The organism is Nitrincola sp. A-D6, from assembly GCF_000764495.1.
Classification (GTDB): Bacteria; Pseudomonadota; Gammaproteobacteria; order Pseudomonadales; family Balneatricaceae; genus Nitrincola.
On sequence record NZ_JRLB01000040.1, the window covers coordinates 1 to 17,500 of the forward strand.

14 protein-coding genes, 1 rRNA gene and 2 pseudogenes (1 of these 17 cut by a window edge) are annotated in these 17,500 nt (G+C 50.7%); 9 read left to right on the forward strand and 8 right to left on the reverse strand.

Going from position 1 to position 17,500, the window contains the following annotated elements:
* The 4 genes from LH51_RS19970 to dksA all read right to left on the reverse strand — a co-directional run.
* A partial coding sequence (locus LH51_RS19970) for a response regulator (protein ID WP_144244211.1) occupies positions 1-169 on the reverse strand: 169 nt, incomplete at its 3' end.
* Positions 170-180: 11 nt separating this feature from the next.
* Entirely contained in the window at positions 181-3,111 is a 2,931-nt protein-coding gene (locus LH51_RS07840) for an ATP-binding protein (protein ID WP_036521289.1), read from the reverse strand.
* A 164-nt stretch (positions 3,112-3,275) separates the two neighbouring features.
* Positions 3,276-4,154, reverse strand: a complete 879-nt coding sequence (gluQRS, locus tag LH51_RS07845; RefSeq protein ID WP_036521292.1) for a tRNA glutamyl-Q(34) synthetase GluQRS — start codon at positions 4,152-4,154, stop codon at positions 3,276-3,278.
* Between the two features lie 15 nt (positions 4,155-4,169).
* Entirely contained in the window at positions 4,170-4,601 is a 432-nt protein-coding gene (dksA, locus tag LH51_RS07850; RefSeq protein WP_036521296.1) for an RNA polymerase-binding protein DksA, read from the reverse strand.
* 204 nt (positions 4,602-4,805) lie between these two features.
* Between dksA and LH51_RS07855 the strand changes: the two genes are divergently transcribed.
* Positions 4,806-5,975: a pyridoxal phosphate-dependent aminotransferase gene (locus LH51_RS07855; RefSeq protein ID WP_036521297.1), complete on the forward strand. Its 1,170-nt coding sequence runs from the start codon at positions 4,806-4,808 to the stop codon at positions 5,973-5,975.
* Here the strand turns inward: LH51_RS07855 and LH51_RS07860 are convergent.
* On the reverse strand, positions 5,972-7,501 hold the full coding sequence (locus LH51_RS07860) for a bifunctional aminoglycoside phosphotransferase/ATP-binding protein (RefSeq protein ID WP_036521307.1): 1,530 nt from the start codon (positions 7,499-7,501) through the stop codon (positions 5,972-5,974). The genes LH51_RS07855 and LH51_RS07860 overlap by 4 nt on opposite strands.
* Before the next feature lie 46 nt (positions 7,502-7,547).
* Between LH51_RS07860 and LH51_RS20475 the strand changes: the two genes are divergently transcribed.
* From LH51_RS20475 to LH51_RS07870, 4 genes are read left to right on the forward strand one after another with little or no spacing between them, the layout of a single operon-like run.
* Complete coding sequence (locus LH51_RS20475) at positions 7,548-8,075, forward strand: hypothetical protein (protein ID WP_144244212.1); 528 nt, start codon at positions 7,548-7,550, stop codon at positions 8,073-8,075.
* A 38-nt stretch (positions 8,076-8,113) separates the two neighbouring features.
* Positions 8,114-8,476 (forward strand): transglycosylase domain-containing protein, encoded by a 363-nt coding sequence (locus LH51_RS20480; protein ID WP_268746544.1) that lies wholly within the window; start codon positions 8,114-8,116, stop codon positions 8,474-8,476.
* On the forward strand, positions 8,398-9,906 hold the full coding sequence (locus LH51_RS20485) for a penicillin-binding transpeptidase domain-containing protein (protein ID WP_268746543.1): 1,509 nt from the start codon (positions 8,398-8,400) through the stop codon (positions 9,904-9,906). The genes LH51_RS20480 and LH51_RS20485 overlap by 79 nt, the downstream gene beginning before the upstream one ends.
* Before the next feature lie 10 nt (positions 9,907-9,916).
* On the forward strand, positions 9,917-10,534 hold the full coding sequence (locus LH51_RS07870) for a tetratricopeptide repeat protein (protein ID WP_036521308.1): 618 nt from the start codon (positions 9,917-9,919) through the stop codon (positions 10,532-10,534).
* A 112-nt stretch (positions 10,535-10,646) separates the two neighbouring features.
* Here LH51_RS07870 and LH51_RS19050 read toward each other — a convergent pair whose 3' ends face one another.
* On the reverse strand, positions 10,647-11,159 hold the full coding sequence (locus LH51_RS19050) for a hypothetical protein (RefSeq protein WP_052063578.1): 513 nt from the start codon (positions 11,157-11,159) through the stop codon (positions 10,647-10,649).
* 10 nt (positions 11,160-11,169) lie between these two features.
* Positions 11,170-12,452, reverse strand: a pseudogene (hemL, locus tag LH51_RS07880) (glutamate-1-semialdehyde 2,1-aminomutase).
* Between the two features lie 253 nt (positions 12,453-12,705).
* Here hemL and argC point away from each other — a divergent pair.
* Both argC and erpA read left to right on the forward strand, forming a co-directional pair.
* Positions 12,706-13,739 (forward strand): annotated as a pseudogene (gene argC, locus LH51_RS07885) (N-acetyl-gamma-glutamyl-phosphate reductase).
* Positions 13,740-13,813: 74 nt separating this feature from the next.
* Positions 13,814-14,161, forward strand: a complete 348-nt coding sequence (gene erpA, locus LH51_RS07890) for an iron-sulfur cluster insertion protein ErpA (RefSeq protein ID WP_036521310.1) — start codon at positions 13,814-13,816, stop codon at positions 14,159-14,161.
* Between the two features lie 10 nt (positions 14,162-14,171).
* Here erpA and LH51_RS07895 read toward each other — a convergent pair whose 3' ends face one another.
* Positions 14,172-15,281 carry an anhydro-N-acetylmuramic acid kinase gene (locus LH51_RS07895; protein WP_235263608.1) on the reverse strand — a complete coding sequence of 370 codons (1,110 nt, stop codon included), beginning with the start codon at positions 15,279-15,281 and terminating at the stop codon, positions 14,172-14,174.
* Between the two features lie 185 nt (positions 15,282-15,466).
* On the opposite strand from LH51_RS07895, the gene tyrS reads away from it, so the two are divergent.
* Together tyrS and LH51_RS07905 are read left to right on the forward strand one after the other, a co-directional pair.
* Positions 15,467-16,759 carry a tyrosine--tRNA ligase gene (gene tyrS, locus LH51_RS07900; protein ID WP_036521313.1) on the forward strand — a complete coding sequence of 431 codons (1,293 nt, stop codon included), beginning with the start codon at positions 15,467-15,469 and terminating at the stop codon, positions 16,757-16,759.
* 468 nt (positions 16,760-17,227) lie between these two features.
* Positions 17,228-17,500 (forward strand): 16S ribosomal RNA (locus LH51_RS07905) (it continues 1,262 nt past the right edge of the window).

The following is a 17,500-nucleotide window of genomic DNA, read 5'->3' on the forward strand; positions in this document are numbered from 1 at the left end:
TTGGCAGTCTCAGATCACTGATGATCAGATCATACTGGTACTTGGATGTTAGTGTTAAGGCTTCTGCTACACTGCCGACGTCATCAACTGTATAGCTGTGCTTTTCCAGTAGGCGTTTCAGTGCAGCACGGATGACAAGTTCATCCTCAACAATCAGAATTCGGCTCATAGTTGGACCTGTTACTCTAATCCCTGGCCTGGCGGAAAATTTGGTTCCGTCCAGGCGGGAAGCTGAATAATTACCTGAGTGCCTTTTTTCTGTTTTTTGTCGGCAGGACTGATGAACTCAATATTACCACAATGTTCAGTAATTATATTGTACACCAGTGCTAATCCCAAGCCAGTTCCTTTGCCCGGTTCCTTGGTGGTGAAAAAAGGCTCGAAAATTCGCTCTTGCAGGTCCGGGCTGATGCCGCTTCCCTCATCAACAATGCTCAGGGCGACCCAGCTTTCTTCAGTTTTTGCCGTCAGCATAATGGTCGAGTGATCGGGTGATGCGTCGCAGGCATTATTGAGTAAATTTACCAGTACCTGCAGAAGTAACTGATAATCACCGGTGCAGTAAAGCGCGGGCTCGAGGTTGGTGAGTATCTTGACTGAGCGACGTGTCTCATCAAAACGCATCAGGTCAATCGCTTCTTCAATGCAGGCATTCAGGGACACGGCGGTTAGTTGGTCGATGTGGTCGGTTTGTCCAGTGTGGGCGAAGCGTATCAGTGACTGCACGATACGGCTGATGCGTTGTGTTTGTTCGAGAATCGCTTCGCCAGTGTCCAACACCTCTGGCTGCTCAGTTTCCAGCTTGAGGTTTTGTGCCAGGCAGGCAATGCCGGTAACCGGATTGCCGATTTCATGTGCTACACCGGCTGCAAACCGACCTATTGATGTCAGGCGCTCACTATGTGCCAGGCGGTTGGCCAGTAGCTTATGCTCAGTTTCGTCTTCGATCAGAATGATGCGTCCCTGTTGCCCATCTTCAATATCGGTTTTATGCAGGCTAAACCAGTATTGCTGGTTGTTCAGCTCAAGGCGAAGTGCCGGCTGGTAGGTGGTGTTTTGCTGACAAAAGTGATGCAGCAGCTCAGACCAGGGAGGGGGTAGCTCAGCAGGCTTTAAACCGAGGACGGCTTCAGGGATTATACCGGTATACTCCACCATGGCCTGATTCCAGAACAAAATGTGTTGGTGCTCATTCAACGTGCAAACGCCTATAGGGAGGTGTTGCAGGGTAGAGCGATGATAGCGACGGATCTTATCCAACTCAGCTGCCAGCCCGGATAAACGCTCACTGTAGCTTTCCAATTGTTCTTCCAGTAAATGTATTTCACGTCCGCGGAAGGCGTTCCCAGCGGAGAGTGTTTGTGGCCTTAGTAAGGTCGTGGCCTCGGCTGGACCTAGCAGGCCAGATAGATTGTTTTCCAAAATGTTGCGCAGTCTGAGCAGGTCTAGTGGTCGAAGTTTGTTGGTCATGGGTAGATTCAGCAGTTTCAGGGCAACTTCGATTTCCCTATGTGCTGACGTTGTGCCCAGTCGACTTGCGAGGCGTAGTTGTAGATCTTCGATGGAATCATTATCCGGGCCTAGACTGGATTTAGGACGGGGCAATGCATTTAACACGCAGGCAACCGCCGTCTCTTCCTCTTCAGGTGAAGGTTTAATCAACCAGGAGCCGGTAATGAGCAGTAGGGCATTAATTATCAGCGAAATAATGGCCCACCAATACCACTGATCCAGTAGTCCCGGTGTGATTTCATGCAGCTGTGAGTTCAGCACAGGTGCCAGAATGACGATGAACCAGATCAGCATGCCAGCACATAAACCGAGTAGAAATCCAAAACGACTGGCTTTTTGCCAATAGAGTGTTGCCAATATCCCGGGAAGAAATTGCAGAAAACCGATGAAGGTAATCAGGCCCAGTTGTGCCAGCGGAAAGCGATTGCCAACCAGCAAATACACCAGGTAGCTGCCAGCCATAACTAGCAGGATCAAACTGCGACGCATCCACAATAGCCAGCTGTAAAAGCGTTCTGTATCTGGAAGCTTGATCACAGGAAGTAACAGGTGGTTTTGCAGCATGGAGGCGAGCGCTACATTGGCTACGATGATGACACCGCTGGAAGCCGATAAGCCACCGACAAAAGCGGTTACAATAAACCAGTCTTTTTCCAGGGCGAAGCCCAGTTGTATGAGTAAAAAGTCGGGATCTGTGTCGGCTTTTAGTTTCATGGTACCCCAGAGCAGTACCGGGATGCAGATTGCCATAATCAGTAGTAATAGCGGCATCACCCAACTGGCGAGCACCAGGCTGCGTTCGGAGGCATTTTCACTAAATAGTAAATGGAACATGTGTGGTGTGATAAACGCCGCCGCAAAAAAGGCTACCAGTAGAATCTGCCAGTTGCTATCGGCAGGGATGGATTGCAGTCGGTTAAGCTGATCAGGATTGTCGCTAAGCCAGTTGGCCAGTTCAGCGGTGCCGCCAAACAGGGCGAAGAGAACAAAGCCGGCCATACTTAACAGCGCCAGAATTTTAACGATAGATTCCAGAGCAATAGCCACCATCAGGCCATCATGGCGACTGCGAATTGAAGCCTGACGGGCACCAAACAGCATCGAAAATACCGAGATGATCAAACAGAAGATCAATGCGACATGCTGACTGGATACGCGTTCATCAAAGTGACTCAGACTGTTTGAAAAGGCCTGAATCTGTATGGCGATCAGAGGCATGCTGATGATCACTATCAGCAGGGTAATAAAGCTGCCAGTCATGGCGCTACGGTAGCGAAAAGCAAACAGGTCGGCGAGTGAGCTTAGCTGGTGGGTGCGGGCAATTCGCAGTAAGGGCAAAAGTATCAATGGCGCCAGAATAAAGGTAACGGTGGCGCCTAGGTAAGATGCCAAAAACGTGAACCCTGATTCAGCAGCAATACCGAATGCACCATAAAAGGTCCAGGCGCTGGCATAGACGGCCAACGACAATACATGTGTCAGAGGATGGCGCACCAGGGTCGCTGGTAGCAGGCCTCTCTCGGTTAAATAGGCGGTAGCAAACAGCAATAGCAGGTAACCGATACCAATCAGCAGTAACAGAGATAGGCTAAGCGTCATGCTTGCCTCCGCTGCTGGCATGGAGGGCTGCTAACATAATCATCATTCCCCAGATAGCAAAAGGCAGCCATACCGGGCCTTTGTACAACCAGGCATTGATCAGTGGCGGGAAGAGGGCGAGTCCCAGTAAGGATAAAAGCAGAAGTATTCGGTGCTGATGCATACTAAGCCTCTATCGGTATTGACTGAGTTACGGGCACTTTATTAATGTGCCAATGACTAATCGCCCATTGTAGCAGGCTTTCTACTGTCAGACTCTGGGGCTCTGGTGGAATATCCTGATTTAGAAAGCGTAGTGCCTGTAGCAGGCCAGAAACAGGGTTAGAGTTATCCAGGGGTGGTGCAAGGTTTTGCTTGCTGAGTTTTTGGCCATTGGCTGTTGTAGCTAAGGGGATGTGTGCATAGCCAGGTGGTGTAAAACCCAAGTGTTGCTGTAGTTGCAGCTGCGCGAAAGTTTCTCGTAATAGATCAGCACCACGAACCACTTGATTGATTTTCTGGTCATGGTCATCGGCAACTACCGCCAGTTGGTAGGCAAACAGGCCATCACGTCGAAAAATGATAAAGTCACCCTGGGTGCCGTTACTAGCTCGCTGAATGCCCAGAATGCGGTCATTGAAAGATGGGCTGTTTAGCGTATACCTGGCGCGTATGGCTGTTTGTGCTTGCTTGTCGGGTGGGTGCTTAAGGCAGTGTTGGTCGTAGTGCTGTAAGGCGTTACGCAGCTTCAGCTGTTTCCGTGAACAGTTGCAGGGATAAGCCAGGCCTTGTTGGATGAGTTGTTCCAGCAGATGCTGGTAGTAATCTTGTCGCTGATTCTGGTAAATCACCTCACCATCCCAGTGCAGACCGAAGGCATCCAGTGTGTAACAAATTTGATCGGCAGCGCCGGGCTGCTCGCGAAGTGGATCTGGATTCTCAATGCGAAGCAGCCAGCGCCCCTGCTGGTGTTTCGCATCCAGATAGCTGGCTAGTGCAGCCAGCAGCGATCCGAAGTGCAGGGGGCCGGTCGGAGATGGAGCAAAGCGGCCCGTATAGCTCAAAATAGCGTTATCCTGTTAGCCGCCGAGCTGTTTTTCCTTGATTTCGGCCAGTGTCTTGCAGTCAATGCACAAGGTAGCCGTCGGGCGCGCTTCTAGACGGCGTACACCTATATCTACCCCACAGGCTTCACAGTAGCCATAATCATCATCGTCGATGCGATCCAGAGCTTCATCGATTTTACGAATCAATTTACGCTCACGGTCACGTGTGCGCAGTTCAAGGCTAAACTCCTCTTCCTGACTGGCGCGGTCGGTGGGATCTGCAAAGTTAGTAGCTTCTTCTTTCAGATGGGTGATCGTGCTGTCCACCTCTTCCATCAGCTCTTTTTTCCAGGCCTGCAGGATCTCGCGGAAATGCTCTTTCTGCGCTTCGTTCATGTACTCTTCACCTTCGCTGGCCTGGTAAGGTGCTGGATGAGTAATCTGAGATTCTTTATTTGCTGGCATGACATAGCCTCACATCAGACTGAAGGTTGTAGGCTCCGGCTTGGCGGTTCGGAGATTTTAAAAGGCGCTGAAATTACCAGATGATGAAGCAATACACCAGTCTTTGCGAAGATATTCTTTGCGATGCTTTAGTGGCAAGCACGGATAATAATCAATGATTATTGTATAATGATGTGTTTTTCAAGGTATATCAGGACGGTGGTGATGTTTCCTAAATACTCACAGAGGGCTGCCAGTATTGAGTCGTTCAAGGTTATGGATCTGTTGAAGCGCGCGCGTGAATTGGAGGCGCAGGGGTGTGATGTGGTGCACTTGGAAGTGGGTGAACCCGACTTTGCTACGGCTGAACCGGTTGCCGAGGCGGCCATTGCTGCGATTCGTGCAGGACGCACTCAGTACACCCCCGCCGCTGGTATTCCTGAGTTACGCGATGCTATAGCAGAATATTATCAAACCCGTTACGGGCTTCGGATTGATCCTGCGCAGGTGCTGGTGACGCCGGGTGCATCAGGCGCCTTGCTGCTGGCATTTGCCTTGCTCGCAGACGCTGGCCAAACCTTTATGATGAGTGATCCGGGTTACCCTTGTAACCGTCAGTTTCTGCGTTTTTTACAAGCTTCGGCCCAGTTGGTTCCCACCGGCCCCGCTGAGCGCTTTCAATTGACAGAAACATTGATTAGCGAGCACTGGCAACCTCAGACGGCGGGTGTGTTACTGGCGTCTCCTTCAAACCCTACCGGCACATTAGTGCCACCAGAACAAATGCAAGGGATCGCACAAGCTGTGCGGCAATTAGGTGGACAGCTGATTGTTGATGAGTTGTATCATGGTTTGACCTATGGGGTTGATGCCATGACCGCCTTGCAGGTTGATCCAGATGTATTTGTGATTAACAGTTTTTCCAAGTACTTCGGCATGACCGGGTGGCGTCTGGGTTGGTTGATTGCGCCTCCAGAAGCCGTGAAAATGATGGAAAAGATGGCTCAAAATCTGTTCATTTCCCCTGCAACCGTGTCTCAATATGCCGCCCTGGCTGCATTTCAGCCTGAGAGTCTGGCTATTTTTGAGAGTCGCCGGCAAGCTTTTGAGGCGCGGCGAGACTATTTGGTACAGGGCTTAAAAGCACTGGGGTTTGGTGTGCCAGCCGTGCCGGATGGTGCTTTCTATGTTTATGCCGATGCCTCGCATTTGACTGATGACAGTTTTAGTTTTTGTTGGTCGCTGCTGGAAGACAATCATATTGCCGTCACACCGGGTGCTGATTTTGGTCAGTTTGAAGCCTCTCGTTATGTGCGCTTCTCCTACACTACCGGGCTGGAACAGATAGAAAAGGCCTTGCAGCGGATGGCCAAGCGGTTCACGGCATACGGCTAACTGATCAACAGGTTTTGTGCGCGCAGCTGCGCCAGTAGTTGCTCAATAGCTTCATCATTTTCTGTGTCAACCGGCAGGGTTAACATCTGCTCTTCTGTTGACAAGGGTTGGCCTGAGGCTAGTTGCTGATGCATCACTTCAATATCCGCATCTGACGGATCTTTACCATCCGCTATGCGCAGTGCAAGGCGAGCTTCAATTAGGTGCAGCTTGCAACTGCAGCTAATAATTCTGACAGGTATGCCCAGACTTTCTGCCATGGCTATGTAATTGCTGCGAGTCCGTTTGCGAATCAGGGTGGCGTCGATAACGACCGACTGTCCTGCTTTGAGGAGTAGGCGTGCAAGGTCGGAGGTGTGGTGAAAAGTGCGCATATTCATGTCGGCACCATAGAGCTCAAGATATTCACCCTGGCGACTGAGCTCTCTATGCAGGCGTTTGCGTTCGCAATCCGAGCGTAAACGTATACCTCCAATCGCTTCAACAAGTTGGCTGCTGAGGTAGCTTTTGCCGCTGCCGGATACACCGTGCATCAGGTAGAGCACTGGGGGCGGTGTCGAGCAGTAGTTGCTCGTGAGTTGCAAATAGTGACGGAAAGTCTGAAAGTCTGGTTGCTCTCCCATCAGTGCAACCTTGGCTCTTACCATGGAACGGTAAGCTTTATACAGGTTCAGCAGAGGGACGCCATGGTAATCGCCGGTTATTTCCAGGTAGTAGTTCAGACAACGGTTTGCCCAGTGCGGCTGATCATTTGCTTCTAAATCCATAAGCAGGAACGCCAGGTCAGATAAGGTGTCTATCCAGCGGAACTGCAGATTAAATTCGATACAGTCAAATAAGCGCAGTTCATCATGAAACAGAGTGATGTTGCCTAAGTGCAGATCGCCATGGCACTCGCGAACATGGCCCTTACGTTTGCGACGGCGTAAATTCTTTTCCAGTTCTCTGAAGTTGGCGGCTGTTTGCTGTAACAAGCGGTGTAATTGTGATGAATCATCCAGATTGTCGACGACAGTGGAACAATGACGATAGTTGTCGGCCATTAACTCCCAGAGAGTGTCAGGTTCACCCCAGGGGCTATCCTGGGCTACAATCGGTATGCGCTGATGGAAGTCGGCAATCTGTTCCGCTAACATATCAATCCAGCGAGCTTCAAACAGGTGTTCAGCTAGCCTGCGATCCAAGCGTTGTTGTGGGTCGAACTGTGCCATTTTAACGGCATACTCAAAGGGAGCGGAGTTGTCTCCGATAAGTGGTTGATCTTCTGTTCCACTGACAGGGACTACTTCCAGATAGATGTCGGGGGCCAGGCGCTGATTTAGTCGCAACTCTTCTTCACAATAGGTGCGGCGCTGCTCCAGTGTGGTGAAGTCGAGAAAACCAAAATTGACAGGTTTTTTGAATTTATACGCATAATCACCGGTCAATAGGATCCATGAGATGTGTGTTTCAATCACCTCGAAGTTTGCGCATGCATGTGGAAAGTGCGCTGAATTCTGTAGAGTGCTGATCAGTTTATAAAACATTACTTTTCTGCTGTTGCACCAAGTTACCAGAGATTATACTTGCCTGATGCCAAAAAAGAGAGCCCAAAAAAGTCAATCACGCCGTCGTAAACCGCAAAAACGACGTTCGCTCAAAGCCTACCTGCTTGGTTTGTTTATCAAGTTGGGGGTGTTGTTCAGTATTTTCTGCGTAGTTCTGTTGATTTATGTTGATGGACAGGTGCGTGAAAAATTTGAAGGCAAGCGCTGGGAACTCCCGGCTAAGGTGTATTCCCGTCCGTTGGAGCTTTATGCTGGTCAAACCCTGCCGATGGATTCTTTACGCGAAGAGCTGCGTTTGCTGGGGTACCGTTTTGTGGCTTCAGCGACTCGTGCAGGCACAACTGAGTTTGCATCCTCGCGGGTACGTATTTTTACCCGAGGATTTGCATTTCCTGATGGAATTGAACCATCCAGGCAGTTATTGCTGGAATTTTCCGGGTCACGTCTGCAGCGGGTTATCGACGAACGTGAAGGGCGCGATGTTGCGCTGGTTAGGTTGGAGCCGGTACAGGTGGGGGCATATACCCGCGTTCCAATGAAGATCGTGATCTGATTCGGCTTGAAGAAGCGCCTCCTTACCTGAAGGAAGCCCTGATCGTTGTCGAGGACAGAGAATATTATCAACACTTTGGTATATCTCCCAAAGGGATGTTGCGGGCCGCTATCGTCAATGCACGTGCTGGTCGCTTTGTTCAGGGTGGCAGTACACTGACACAGCAGTTAATTAAAAACTTCTACTTGTCATCTGATCGCACTCTGTCGCGTAAGCTGCTGGAACTACCCATGGCATTGGCCATGGATTTCAGGTATTCCAAAGATGAAATTCTGGAGGCTTATTTAAATGAGGTGTATCTAGGCAGTCAGGCGTCAGAGCTGTGCATGGCTTTGGATTGGCGAGCCAATTTTATTTCGGTCGTCCAGCCGCTGAGCTCGAATTGCATCAGGTGGCTTTGATGGTGGCGTTGGTAAAAGGGCCTTCATTCTACGATCCACGACGTAATCCAGAGCGAGCCAAGGCGCGTCGGGATCTGGTGATCAATATGCTCGCTGATCATGGTCATATTTCTGCAGAGGAACGGGATCATGCATTGGCCGAGCCGCTTGGTGTGCGCGAAAGTCGACGTTTGCATACTGGTAGTTACCCGGCTTACCTTGATCTGGTTAAGCGCCAGTTACAGACCGAATACCGTGATGAAGACTTGAGCACAGAGGGACTATTGATTTTTACCTCATTGGATCCCTTGGCTCAGTCCAGGGCTGACTCGGCTATGTCCAAGGTGTTAGCTGACCTTGAACAGCGTCATGGGGAACGTGCCGGTGACCTGGAAGGGGCGATGGTGGTTACCGATCCCCGCACTGGTGAGGTTTTGGCCTTAGTCGGTGGCAAGGATACTCGCTTTGAGGGCTTCAACCGCGGGTTGGATGCTCGTCGCCCGGTTGGCTCGCTGATTAAACCGGCAATCTACTTGGCGGCTATTGAGCAGGGCTATACGCTGGCGAGTTTGTTAACGGATGAGCCTGTAGATTTACGTATGCCAAACGGAGATATCTGGTCACCACAGAACTTTGATCGTCAAAGTCATGGCGATGTTATCCTGATTTCTGCCTTGGCGCGTTCGCTGAACCAATCATCTGTGCATTTGGGGCTGGGAATTGGATTACCTAAAGTCATCGACATGCTCAAGCGTCTCGGCGTAGAGCGTAGTATTCAGGCATTGCCCTCTCTTTTTCTGGGTGCACAGGAGATGACGCCAATGGAAGTCGCTGAAGTCTATCAAACACTGGCAGCGGATGGCTTCAGAATGCCACTGCGTTCTATCCGTATGGTAACAACGGCTGAGGGTGAAGAGCTTTCTCGCTACCCTTTCCAGTTGCGTCAGCAAGTAGGTGCGCAACCTATTTATCTGATTCGCCATGCCATGCAGGAAGTGGGTCGCACTGGAACGGCACGCAATGCTTATCAGCGTTTGTCAGCAGATCTTAATTTTGCCGGTAAAACAGGCACCAGTAATGATCAGCGTGACAGTTGGTTTGCCGGGTTTACCGGTAATCGTCTGGCGGTTGTCTGGGTGGGTCGTGATGATAATCAGCAACTGCCGTTTACTTCAACCGGTGGTGCATTACCGATCTGGACGGAATTTATGCATCAGGATCAACCTGAGCCGCTGGTTTCCCGGCGCCCGAGTGGCATCGAAGTGGCCTGGATTGATGAAAAAACCGGATTGCTATCTGATCCCAGGTGTGAAGGTTCGCGCCAGTTGCCCTTTATCAGTGGTACAGTGCCAACCATCAGCGTAGATTGTGGTCAATTTCAGCCGCGGTCTGATCCGGGTGAGTCAGAAGAAAATGATTCTGGTGGCTGGTTCAGAAATTTGTTTCGGTGAGGATTATTAAATGAGTTGGGAAAAAATTGGCTTGGCGGTTGTCGGTGGTTTGTTATTAACAGGCTGTGCAACATCGAATCCATTCAGCAATATTCCGGTTGAAGATCGTTCCAGCCAGGCAAGTGAACCAACCCAGCCTGGCTCATCGGGTGTGGTGGTGACGCCGTCAGATCCGGGTATTTTGGTCAGGCCAATTGAATCTGAACCTGTCATACGTGCGCAACGTGATAATTTGCCACCTGCCGATGAGGTTTGGCAGCCAGCGCAACAACCGGTAACAGAGCCTACCGAGCAACAGCCATCCACTCAAAATACGGCTGTGTTGGCGTTGCTTGATAGCGCTAAGCAGGACAGCGCCGGGGGTGATTTACGTGCCGCTCAAGCTCGCCTGGAACGCGCCCAGCGTATCTCTCCAAGAGAGCCCGAGGTTTATTACCAGTTGGCTGATGTGAAACGCCAATTGGGACAATTCATGGATGCTGAACAGGTCGCTTTAAAAGGCGTTGATGTTGCCAGCGGTCAGAGTGGAGCACTGAGGCGTCTGTGGGCATTAATCAGCCAGATCCGAACCGAAGCCGGGGATCTGGCCGGTGCCGATGATGCACGTCAACAGGCTGCTCGTCACTGATTATTCTGTTCTTTCAGAGTTGAGTGATCGAGCTGGCTGTGCAGTCCCAGGGTTAAGAATGGCAGGCTGGCAGCCAGTGTCAGCATCAATAAGGGCGTATTGCCGCTCGCTGCTAATAAGGGGTGGGGCTAAACAACAGCAGGGCAATACCCGCAAGCGCAGAGCCTCCCAGCGATAACAGTCGCGCCTGGTTAGTTTTCAGCAGTAGAGCGCCAATCACTAAAGCGAGCAGTAGCAGCAGAACCAAAACCTGGCTGTATATCACACCATAATCGGTTCGTCGGGTAAGCTCAAAAAAAGCGATTAAGCCCAGTAACCAGCGCCCCCAGCCAGCCATTGACCAGTGCCAGCCTTTCCCCGTAGCGAGAAAAACCGTGGCAATAAACGGCAAGGCAATAAAAAACGACAAGTTTTCTGTCATTTGCACTAGCGTACCGGTGTGGCTTCCGGGATTGCTCCATATCAATCGCGTGAGTGCATAAGCGCCAATAAAAAAGCAGCTCAGTGCAAACACTCTAACCTTGTAGTGGCTTTCCGGTTTGTCCTGCTTGTGCCTATGCAACAGCCAGACCGAGCTGGTCAGGCTGCTCACCAGTAATGCCGCACTATTCAGCAAATCCTGCATCAGCTAACTCTCAGCTCAGTTGGGCGAAGACATTATCCGCAGCAGCAATGGTGGCATCCAGGTCTGCCTCAGTGTGTGCGTTGGAAATAAAACCCGCTTCAAAGGCCGAGGGTGCAAGATAAACGCCCTGTTCCAGCATGCCGTGGAAGAAGCGGCCAAAGCGGCCGGTATCGCAACTGGTTGCGTCGGCAAAGCGGGTGATGCTTTCCCTGTCAGTAAAGAACAGACCAAACATGCCACCCACACAGGTTGTGGTGAACGCAATGCTGTGCTTGTCCGCCATCGCCTGCAGACCTTCGGTCAGATATTCTGATTTAGCTGAAAGTTGTTCATGAATGCCCGGTTCACACAAAGCGTTGAGCATTGCCAGCCCTGCTGCCATGGCTAAGGGGTTGCCTGACAGAGTGCCAGCCTGATACACGGGGCCCAGCGGTGCAATGTGTGACATGATGGCCTTCTTGCCACCGAATGCACCTACAGGTAAACCGCCACCGATGACTTTGCCCAGGGTGGTCAGGTCTGGCGTTACCCCGTAATGTGCCTGAGCGCCCCCGAGTGCAACGCGGAAACCGGTCATAACTTCATCAAAAATCAGCACGCTGCCGTATTGATCACAGACTTCGCGAAGGCCTTCAAGAAATCCGGGAACGGGTGGTATGCAATTCATGTTGCCAGCTACCGGTTCAACAATAATGCAGGCAATTTGATCGCCGATTTCAGCAAAGGCGGCATGCACGCTGCTGATATCATTGAATGTCAGCGTAATCGTATGAGCGCGAGCGCTTCCGGAACGCCGGGTGAGTTGGGCTCGCCCAGTGTCAGTGCACCAGAACCGGCCTTGACCAGCAGTGAGTCAGAGTGGCCGTGATAGCAGCCTTCAAATTTAACAATCTTGTCGCGTCCGGTATAGCCGCGGGCCAGACGGATAGCGCTCATGGTGGCTTCGGTACCGGAGCTGACCATGCGAACCATATCCATTGAGGGCACCAGTTCGCACACTTTGTCAGCCATGGTGGTTTCAATGGCAGTTGGTGCACCAAAACCCAGGCCGTTATCCAGTGTTTTTCTGACCGCATCAATCACTGGCGGAAACGCGTGTCCAAGAATCATCGGACCCCAGGAGCCGATATAATCAATGTAGCGGCGATCATCCTCATCGAAAATATAAGCGCCCTTGCCGCTTTTGAAAAACAACGGGGTGCCACCGACACCTTTAAAAGCGCGTACAGGAGAGTTTACGCCGCCGGGTATGTGTACCTGGGCTGCCTGAAAAAGTGATTCTGATCTGGACATGTATCGGTATCCTTTATGCGGTTTAAGCAAAACAACTGATAAATAGTGTCTAAGTGGCCTAGTATAAGCTAAATAGTCCCGATCTTTAATGACATGGCCCCGGAATAGATTTGAAATTCGGTGGTGCCAGTGATAGTTATTGCTGCTCAGGGTTAGTATCATAGCTGTTAATACAGCTAAACCTGTTGTTGCTAGAGTTGTTGCGAGAGCGGTTCAATAGGGGATGCAAAGTGCTATCAGATTGGAGGTTAGGGTGATTAAAGCAGGTATAGTTGGTGGTACAGGGTATACAGGGGTCGAGCTGCTGAGAATATTGTCAGCGCACCCCGGTGTAAGTGTGGACGTGATTACATCACGTTCTGAAGAGGGTATTCCTGTTGCGGACATGTTCCCCAGCTTGCGTGGTCATCTGGATCTGGCGTATACAGTGCCTGATGTAGAGAAGCTGGCGCAGTGTGACGTAGTGTTTTTTGCCACGCCGCATGGGGTTGCCATGAATATGTCACCTGAATTGATCGAGCGTGGTGTGAAGGTTATCGATCTGGGTGCAGACTTCCGGATCAAGGATGTAGCGCTCTGGGAAAGCTGGTACAACCATGAGCATACATGTCCGGATCTGGTTGCCAAGGCTGTATATGGCTTGCCGGAAATGAATCGGGAAGCCATACGGGGTGCACAGTTGATCGGTTGTGCCGGTTGTTATCCGACGGCGGCACAATTGGGTTATCTGCCGCTGCTGGAAAAACAGTTGGTTGATCACCGCCGTCTGATTGCCGACTGTAAATCAGGTGTCAGTGGTGCAGGACGTGGTGCGAGTATCGGCACCTTGCTGTGCGAAACCAGCGAAAGTGTTAAAGCTTATGGTGTACCGGGGCATCGCCATTTGCCCGAGATTCGTCAGGGTCTGACGCAGCTTGCCGGTCGTCCTGTTGGCTTGACCTTTGTGCCGCATTTGATGCCGATGATTCGTGGCATTCATACGACGCTCTATTCTGTATTGCGTGACCCGGTTGATCCTGGTTTGCAGCAGTTGTTTGAAGAGCGTTATGCCAATGAGCCGTTTGTGGATGTGATGCCTGCCGGTAGCTGTCCGGAAACCCGCAGTGTTAAAGGTCCAATTTCTGCCGTATCAGCGTACATCGTCCACAGGATGATGATACGGTTGTGGTATTGGCGGTGATTGATAACCTGGTTAAAGGAGCGGCTGGTCAAGCGATCCAGGTAATGAATATCATGTTTGAACGACCTGAAACTGAGGGCTTGCAGCAAGTTGCCTTGATGCCTTGATTGTCAATTGTGCAATAGTTGACTGTTTTGCTTGGTTAAGGCAGTATACCTGCCTGTTTCAGAGGTGATGAATAATGTCAGAAAGTATGCAGGACCCAGGTGTTCAATTTACGCCCTCGGCGGCGGCGAAAGTCAGATCGCTGATGGATGAAGAAGAAAACAACAACCTTAAATTGCGGGTATATATTACCGGCGGTGGTTGTGCGGGGTTTTCCTACGGCTTCACCTTTGACGAAGACCAGGCTGAAGATGATACGGCGATTACCACTGATGGGGTTACACTGCTGGTGGACCCCATGAGTTTTCAGTATCTGATGGGTGCTCAGGTCGATTATAAAGAAGGTTTGCATGGTGCTCAGTTTAGTGTAGCCAACCCGAATGCCGCTACCACCTGTGGTTGTGGTTCCTCTTTCTCCATCTAAGCGTCTGATCTCAGGCGGTGTAGATACCGCCGAGTATGCGTTCCCCCGCCGCACCTGTAACGGCTACCAGGTTGCCACTCTGCTTTTGTAGTGTTCTATAGGCAAGCCAGGCAAACGCGCAGGCCTCAACCCAATCGGGATCAAGTCCCAGTGTTTGCGTGGTTTGAACCTGTGTTTGCAGGTGTGCCGACAGTCGTTGGCGTAAAAAATGGTTGTGACTACCGCCGCCACAGAGAAAAATTTCCGCTGAGCTTAGCTGATGCTGTTGAATGGCATTTGCCAGGGTGGTGGCTGTTAGCTCTGTTAACGTGTTCTGAACATCCTCGGGTCGCACGGGCCCGTTAAGCCGCTTAATCTGCGTATTGATCCAGTCGGCATTGAATAGCTCCCGCCCAGTGCTTTTAGGGTAGACGGCAGAAAAAAATGGCTCTTCCAGGTAAAAGTCCAATAGAGCTGGCAGTAGCCTGCCGGAGGCGGCCCACTGACCATCCTGATCAAAGGACTTGCCAGTGTGTTCCAGGGCCCAGCTGTCGATTAATACATTCCCCGGACCTGTATCGTAACCGATTACGTCAGCCTGCGTATCTGCAGGCAGTAGTGTCAGATTGGCCATGCCGCCGATGTTAATAATGACTCTGTCATGCTGCTTGCTGTGGAAGCAGTGTCGGTGGAAGGCTGGTACTAAGGGGGCGCCTTGGCCACCTGCCGCAAGATCACGGCGTCTAAAGTCGGCGACGGTGGTAATGCCGGTTTGTTCAGCTATCACATTGGGATCACCAATTTGCAGACTGTACCCCTTTTCAGGGCGATGCCTGAGGGTTTGGCCGTGGCTGCCTATAGCGGTGATCTGTTGTTTATCTGTGCCAGACTTGCTCAGTAGCTGATTAACAGCCTCAGCAAAGTAGCGTCCCAGCAACGGGTCAAGATCGGCCAGTTGTTCAATTTCATTGGCGCCAGGTGAGTTTAATGCCAGTATTTGTGTCTTGATTTCAGCCGAAAGTGCCAGAGAGTGAGTGGCAAGCAGTGATGGGCCAGTAAGATCAAATGACACCAGTGCGGCATCTATGTTGTCCAGGCTGGTGCCGGACATCAGGCCGATATAAAGCTGAGGTTCTGTCACGCTGGCTATTCCTGTATGAACGATTGAATTGTCGTCGGCTCTTCTAATAGAGGTCTGCATGGCAGACCAATCTTTGGAACAGAGCTTAGCAGAAAGACGGGAGTTGATGCAGCAGGGGTTTGTTATTGTTGCCTGCCAGGCGTTAGAATACGTGGCTCTAAATTATAGTTTGGACTGAGTGGACAATGAAAACACAACCCTTGATAGAAGATTTGAAAGCCCGTGGCCTTATTGCACAATTGACGGATGAAGCCGCCCTGGCTGAGCACCTCAATGAAAAGGCTGTGACGCTTTATTGCGGCTTTGATCCGACCGCTGACAGTCTTCATCTTGGGCATCTGGTGCCTTTGTTGATGCTGAAGCGCTTTCAGGAGTATGGGCACCGGCCTATTGCACTCGTTGGTGGCGCGACCGGTATGATCGGTGATCCCAGCTTTAAAGCGCAGGAGCGGCAATTGAATTCGGCCGATATCGTGCAGCAGTGGAGTGAAAAGCTCAAAGCGCAGATCAGTCAGTTCATCACCTTTGAGGGCGAAGATGGCGCTGTGCTGGCAAATAACTATGATTGGACAGCGTCAGTTGATGTGCTGAGCTTTCTCCGCGATATTGGCAAGCATTTCACTGTTAATAAGATGATTGCCAAAGAGTCCGTGCGTCAGCGTATTGAGCGTGAAGATTCCGGGATCTCCTTTACTGAGTTCACCTACCAGATTTTGCAGTCATACGACTACCAGGTATTGAATCAAACTTACGGTTGTACTTTGCAGATAGGTGGTTCAGATCAGTGGGGCAATATTACCAGTGGTATTGATCTTACCCGGCGGATGAACGCTGCGCAGGTGTATGGTTTAACCCTGCCGCTGATTACCAAATCGGATGGGACTAAATTTGGTAAAACAGAAGGGGGTGCTGTGTGGTTATCACCACAGAAAACCTCTCCTTATGCCTTCTACCAGTTCTGGTTACAAACGCCTGATGCGGATGCCTATCGTTTTTTGAAATTTTTTACCTTCCTGGATGTGGCTGAGATTGATGCTATCGAGGCGGCGGATAAGGCGGCAGAAGGTCGGCCTGAGGCTCAGCGTATCCTGGCGGAGGAAGTCACTCGTCTGGTGCATGGTGAGCAGGCATTGGAAGGCGCACGCCGAATTACCCAGGCATTGTTCTCGGGAAATACTGATGGCTTAAGCTGTGCGGACTTTGAGCAGTTGCAATTAGATGGATTGCCGGCAACCCGATTGCCGGAGTCGCTGAGTGAGTTGCCGCTTACAAGCCTGCTGGTTGATGCGGGTATCGCGAGCAATGGCAAGCAGGTGAAGGATGCGCTGCAGCGTAAAGCGGTGGTGATTAATGACGAGGAGTGTGGCTCAGAGCAGAATATGGCGGTAGAGACGCTGTTTTCGGTAGCTAATGCACGTTATGAGCGCTTCTTTCTGGTTAAGTTGGGTAAGAAAAAACATCATCTTTTCTATATCTAAGCGTGTTCAAGACAGGCCTGCAAAAAAAAGTTATGCAGGCCTGTTGACCTCCCTGTAAGACCTCTGTAATATTCGCGCCTCGCTTGAGACGGAAGCCATTAAGTTGGCTGTCGGAATGGCGACTCACTTCGATAGTAATTGGTTGATATTTAAGCATTAATCAGGTTTCGAAGTGGTAGATTCCAAGTTTGTTTTAGTGTTTTTAAATAAAAAGTTCTAAAACAAATTGCTTGACATACGGGTGTGATTCGGTAGAATACGCACCTCGCTTGAGACAACAGCCCAACACACCGGGCAGCTCAAGCCGCTCTTTAACAAATTAATCAGGTAATGCGTGTGGGCGCTTGTTCAGGTTAGGCATTAAAGCTTAATCAGAAACAAGCAACCTATATGTGAATTCATTTAGATGTACGTTTTTGAGCATGACTTAGATAGTTAGCGGTTTCGGCTGTTAGTTATCGAAAATTTAAACTGAAGAGTTTGATCATGGCTCAGATTGAACGCTGGCGGCAGGCCTAACACATGCAAGTCGAGCGGTAGAAAGTAGCTTGCTACTTTTGAGAGCGGCGGACGGGTGAGTAACGCGTGGGAATCTACCTGGTAGTGGGGGATAACGTTCGGAAACGGACGCTAATACCGCATACGCCCTTTGGGGGAAAGGAGGGGATCTTCGGACCTTTCGCTATCAGATGAGCCTGCGTAGGATTAGCTAGTTGGTAGGGTAAAGGCCTACCAAGCGAC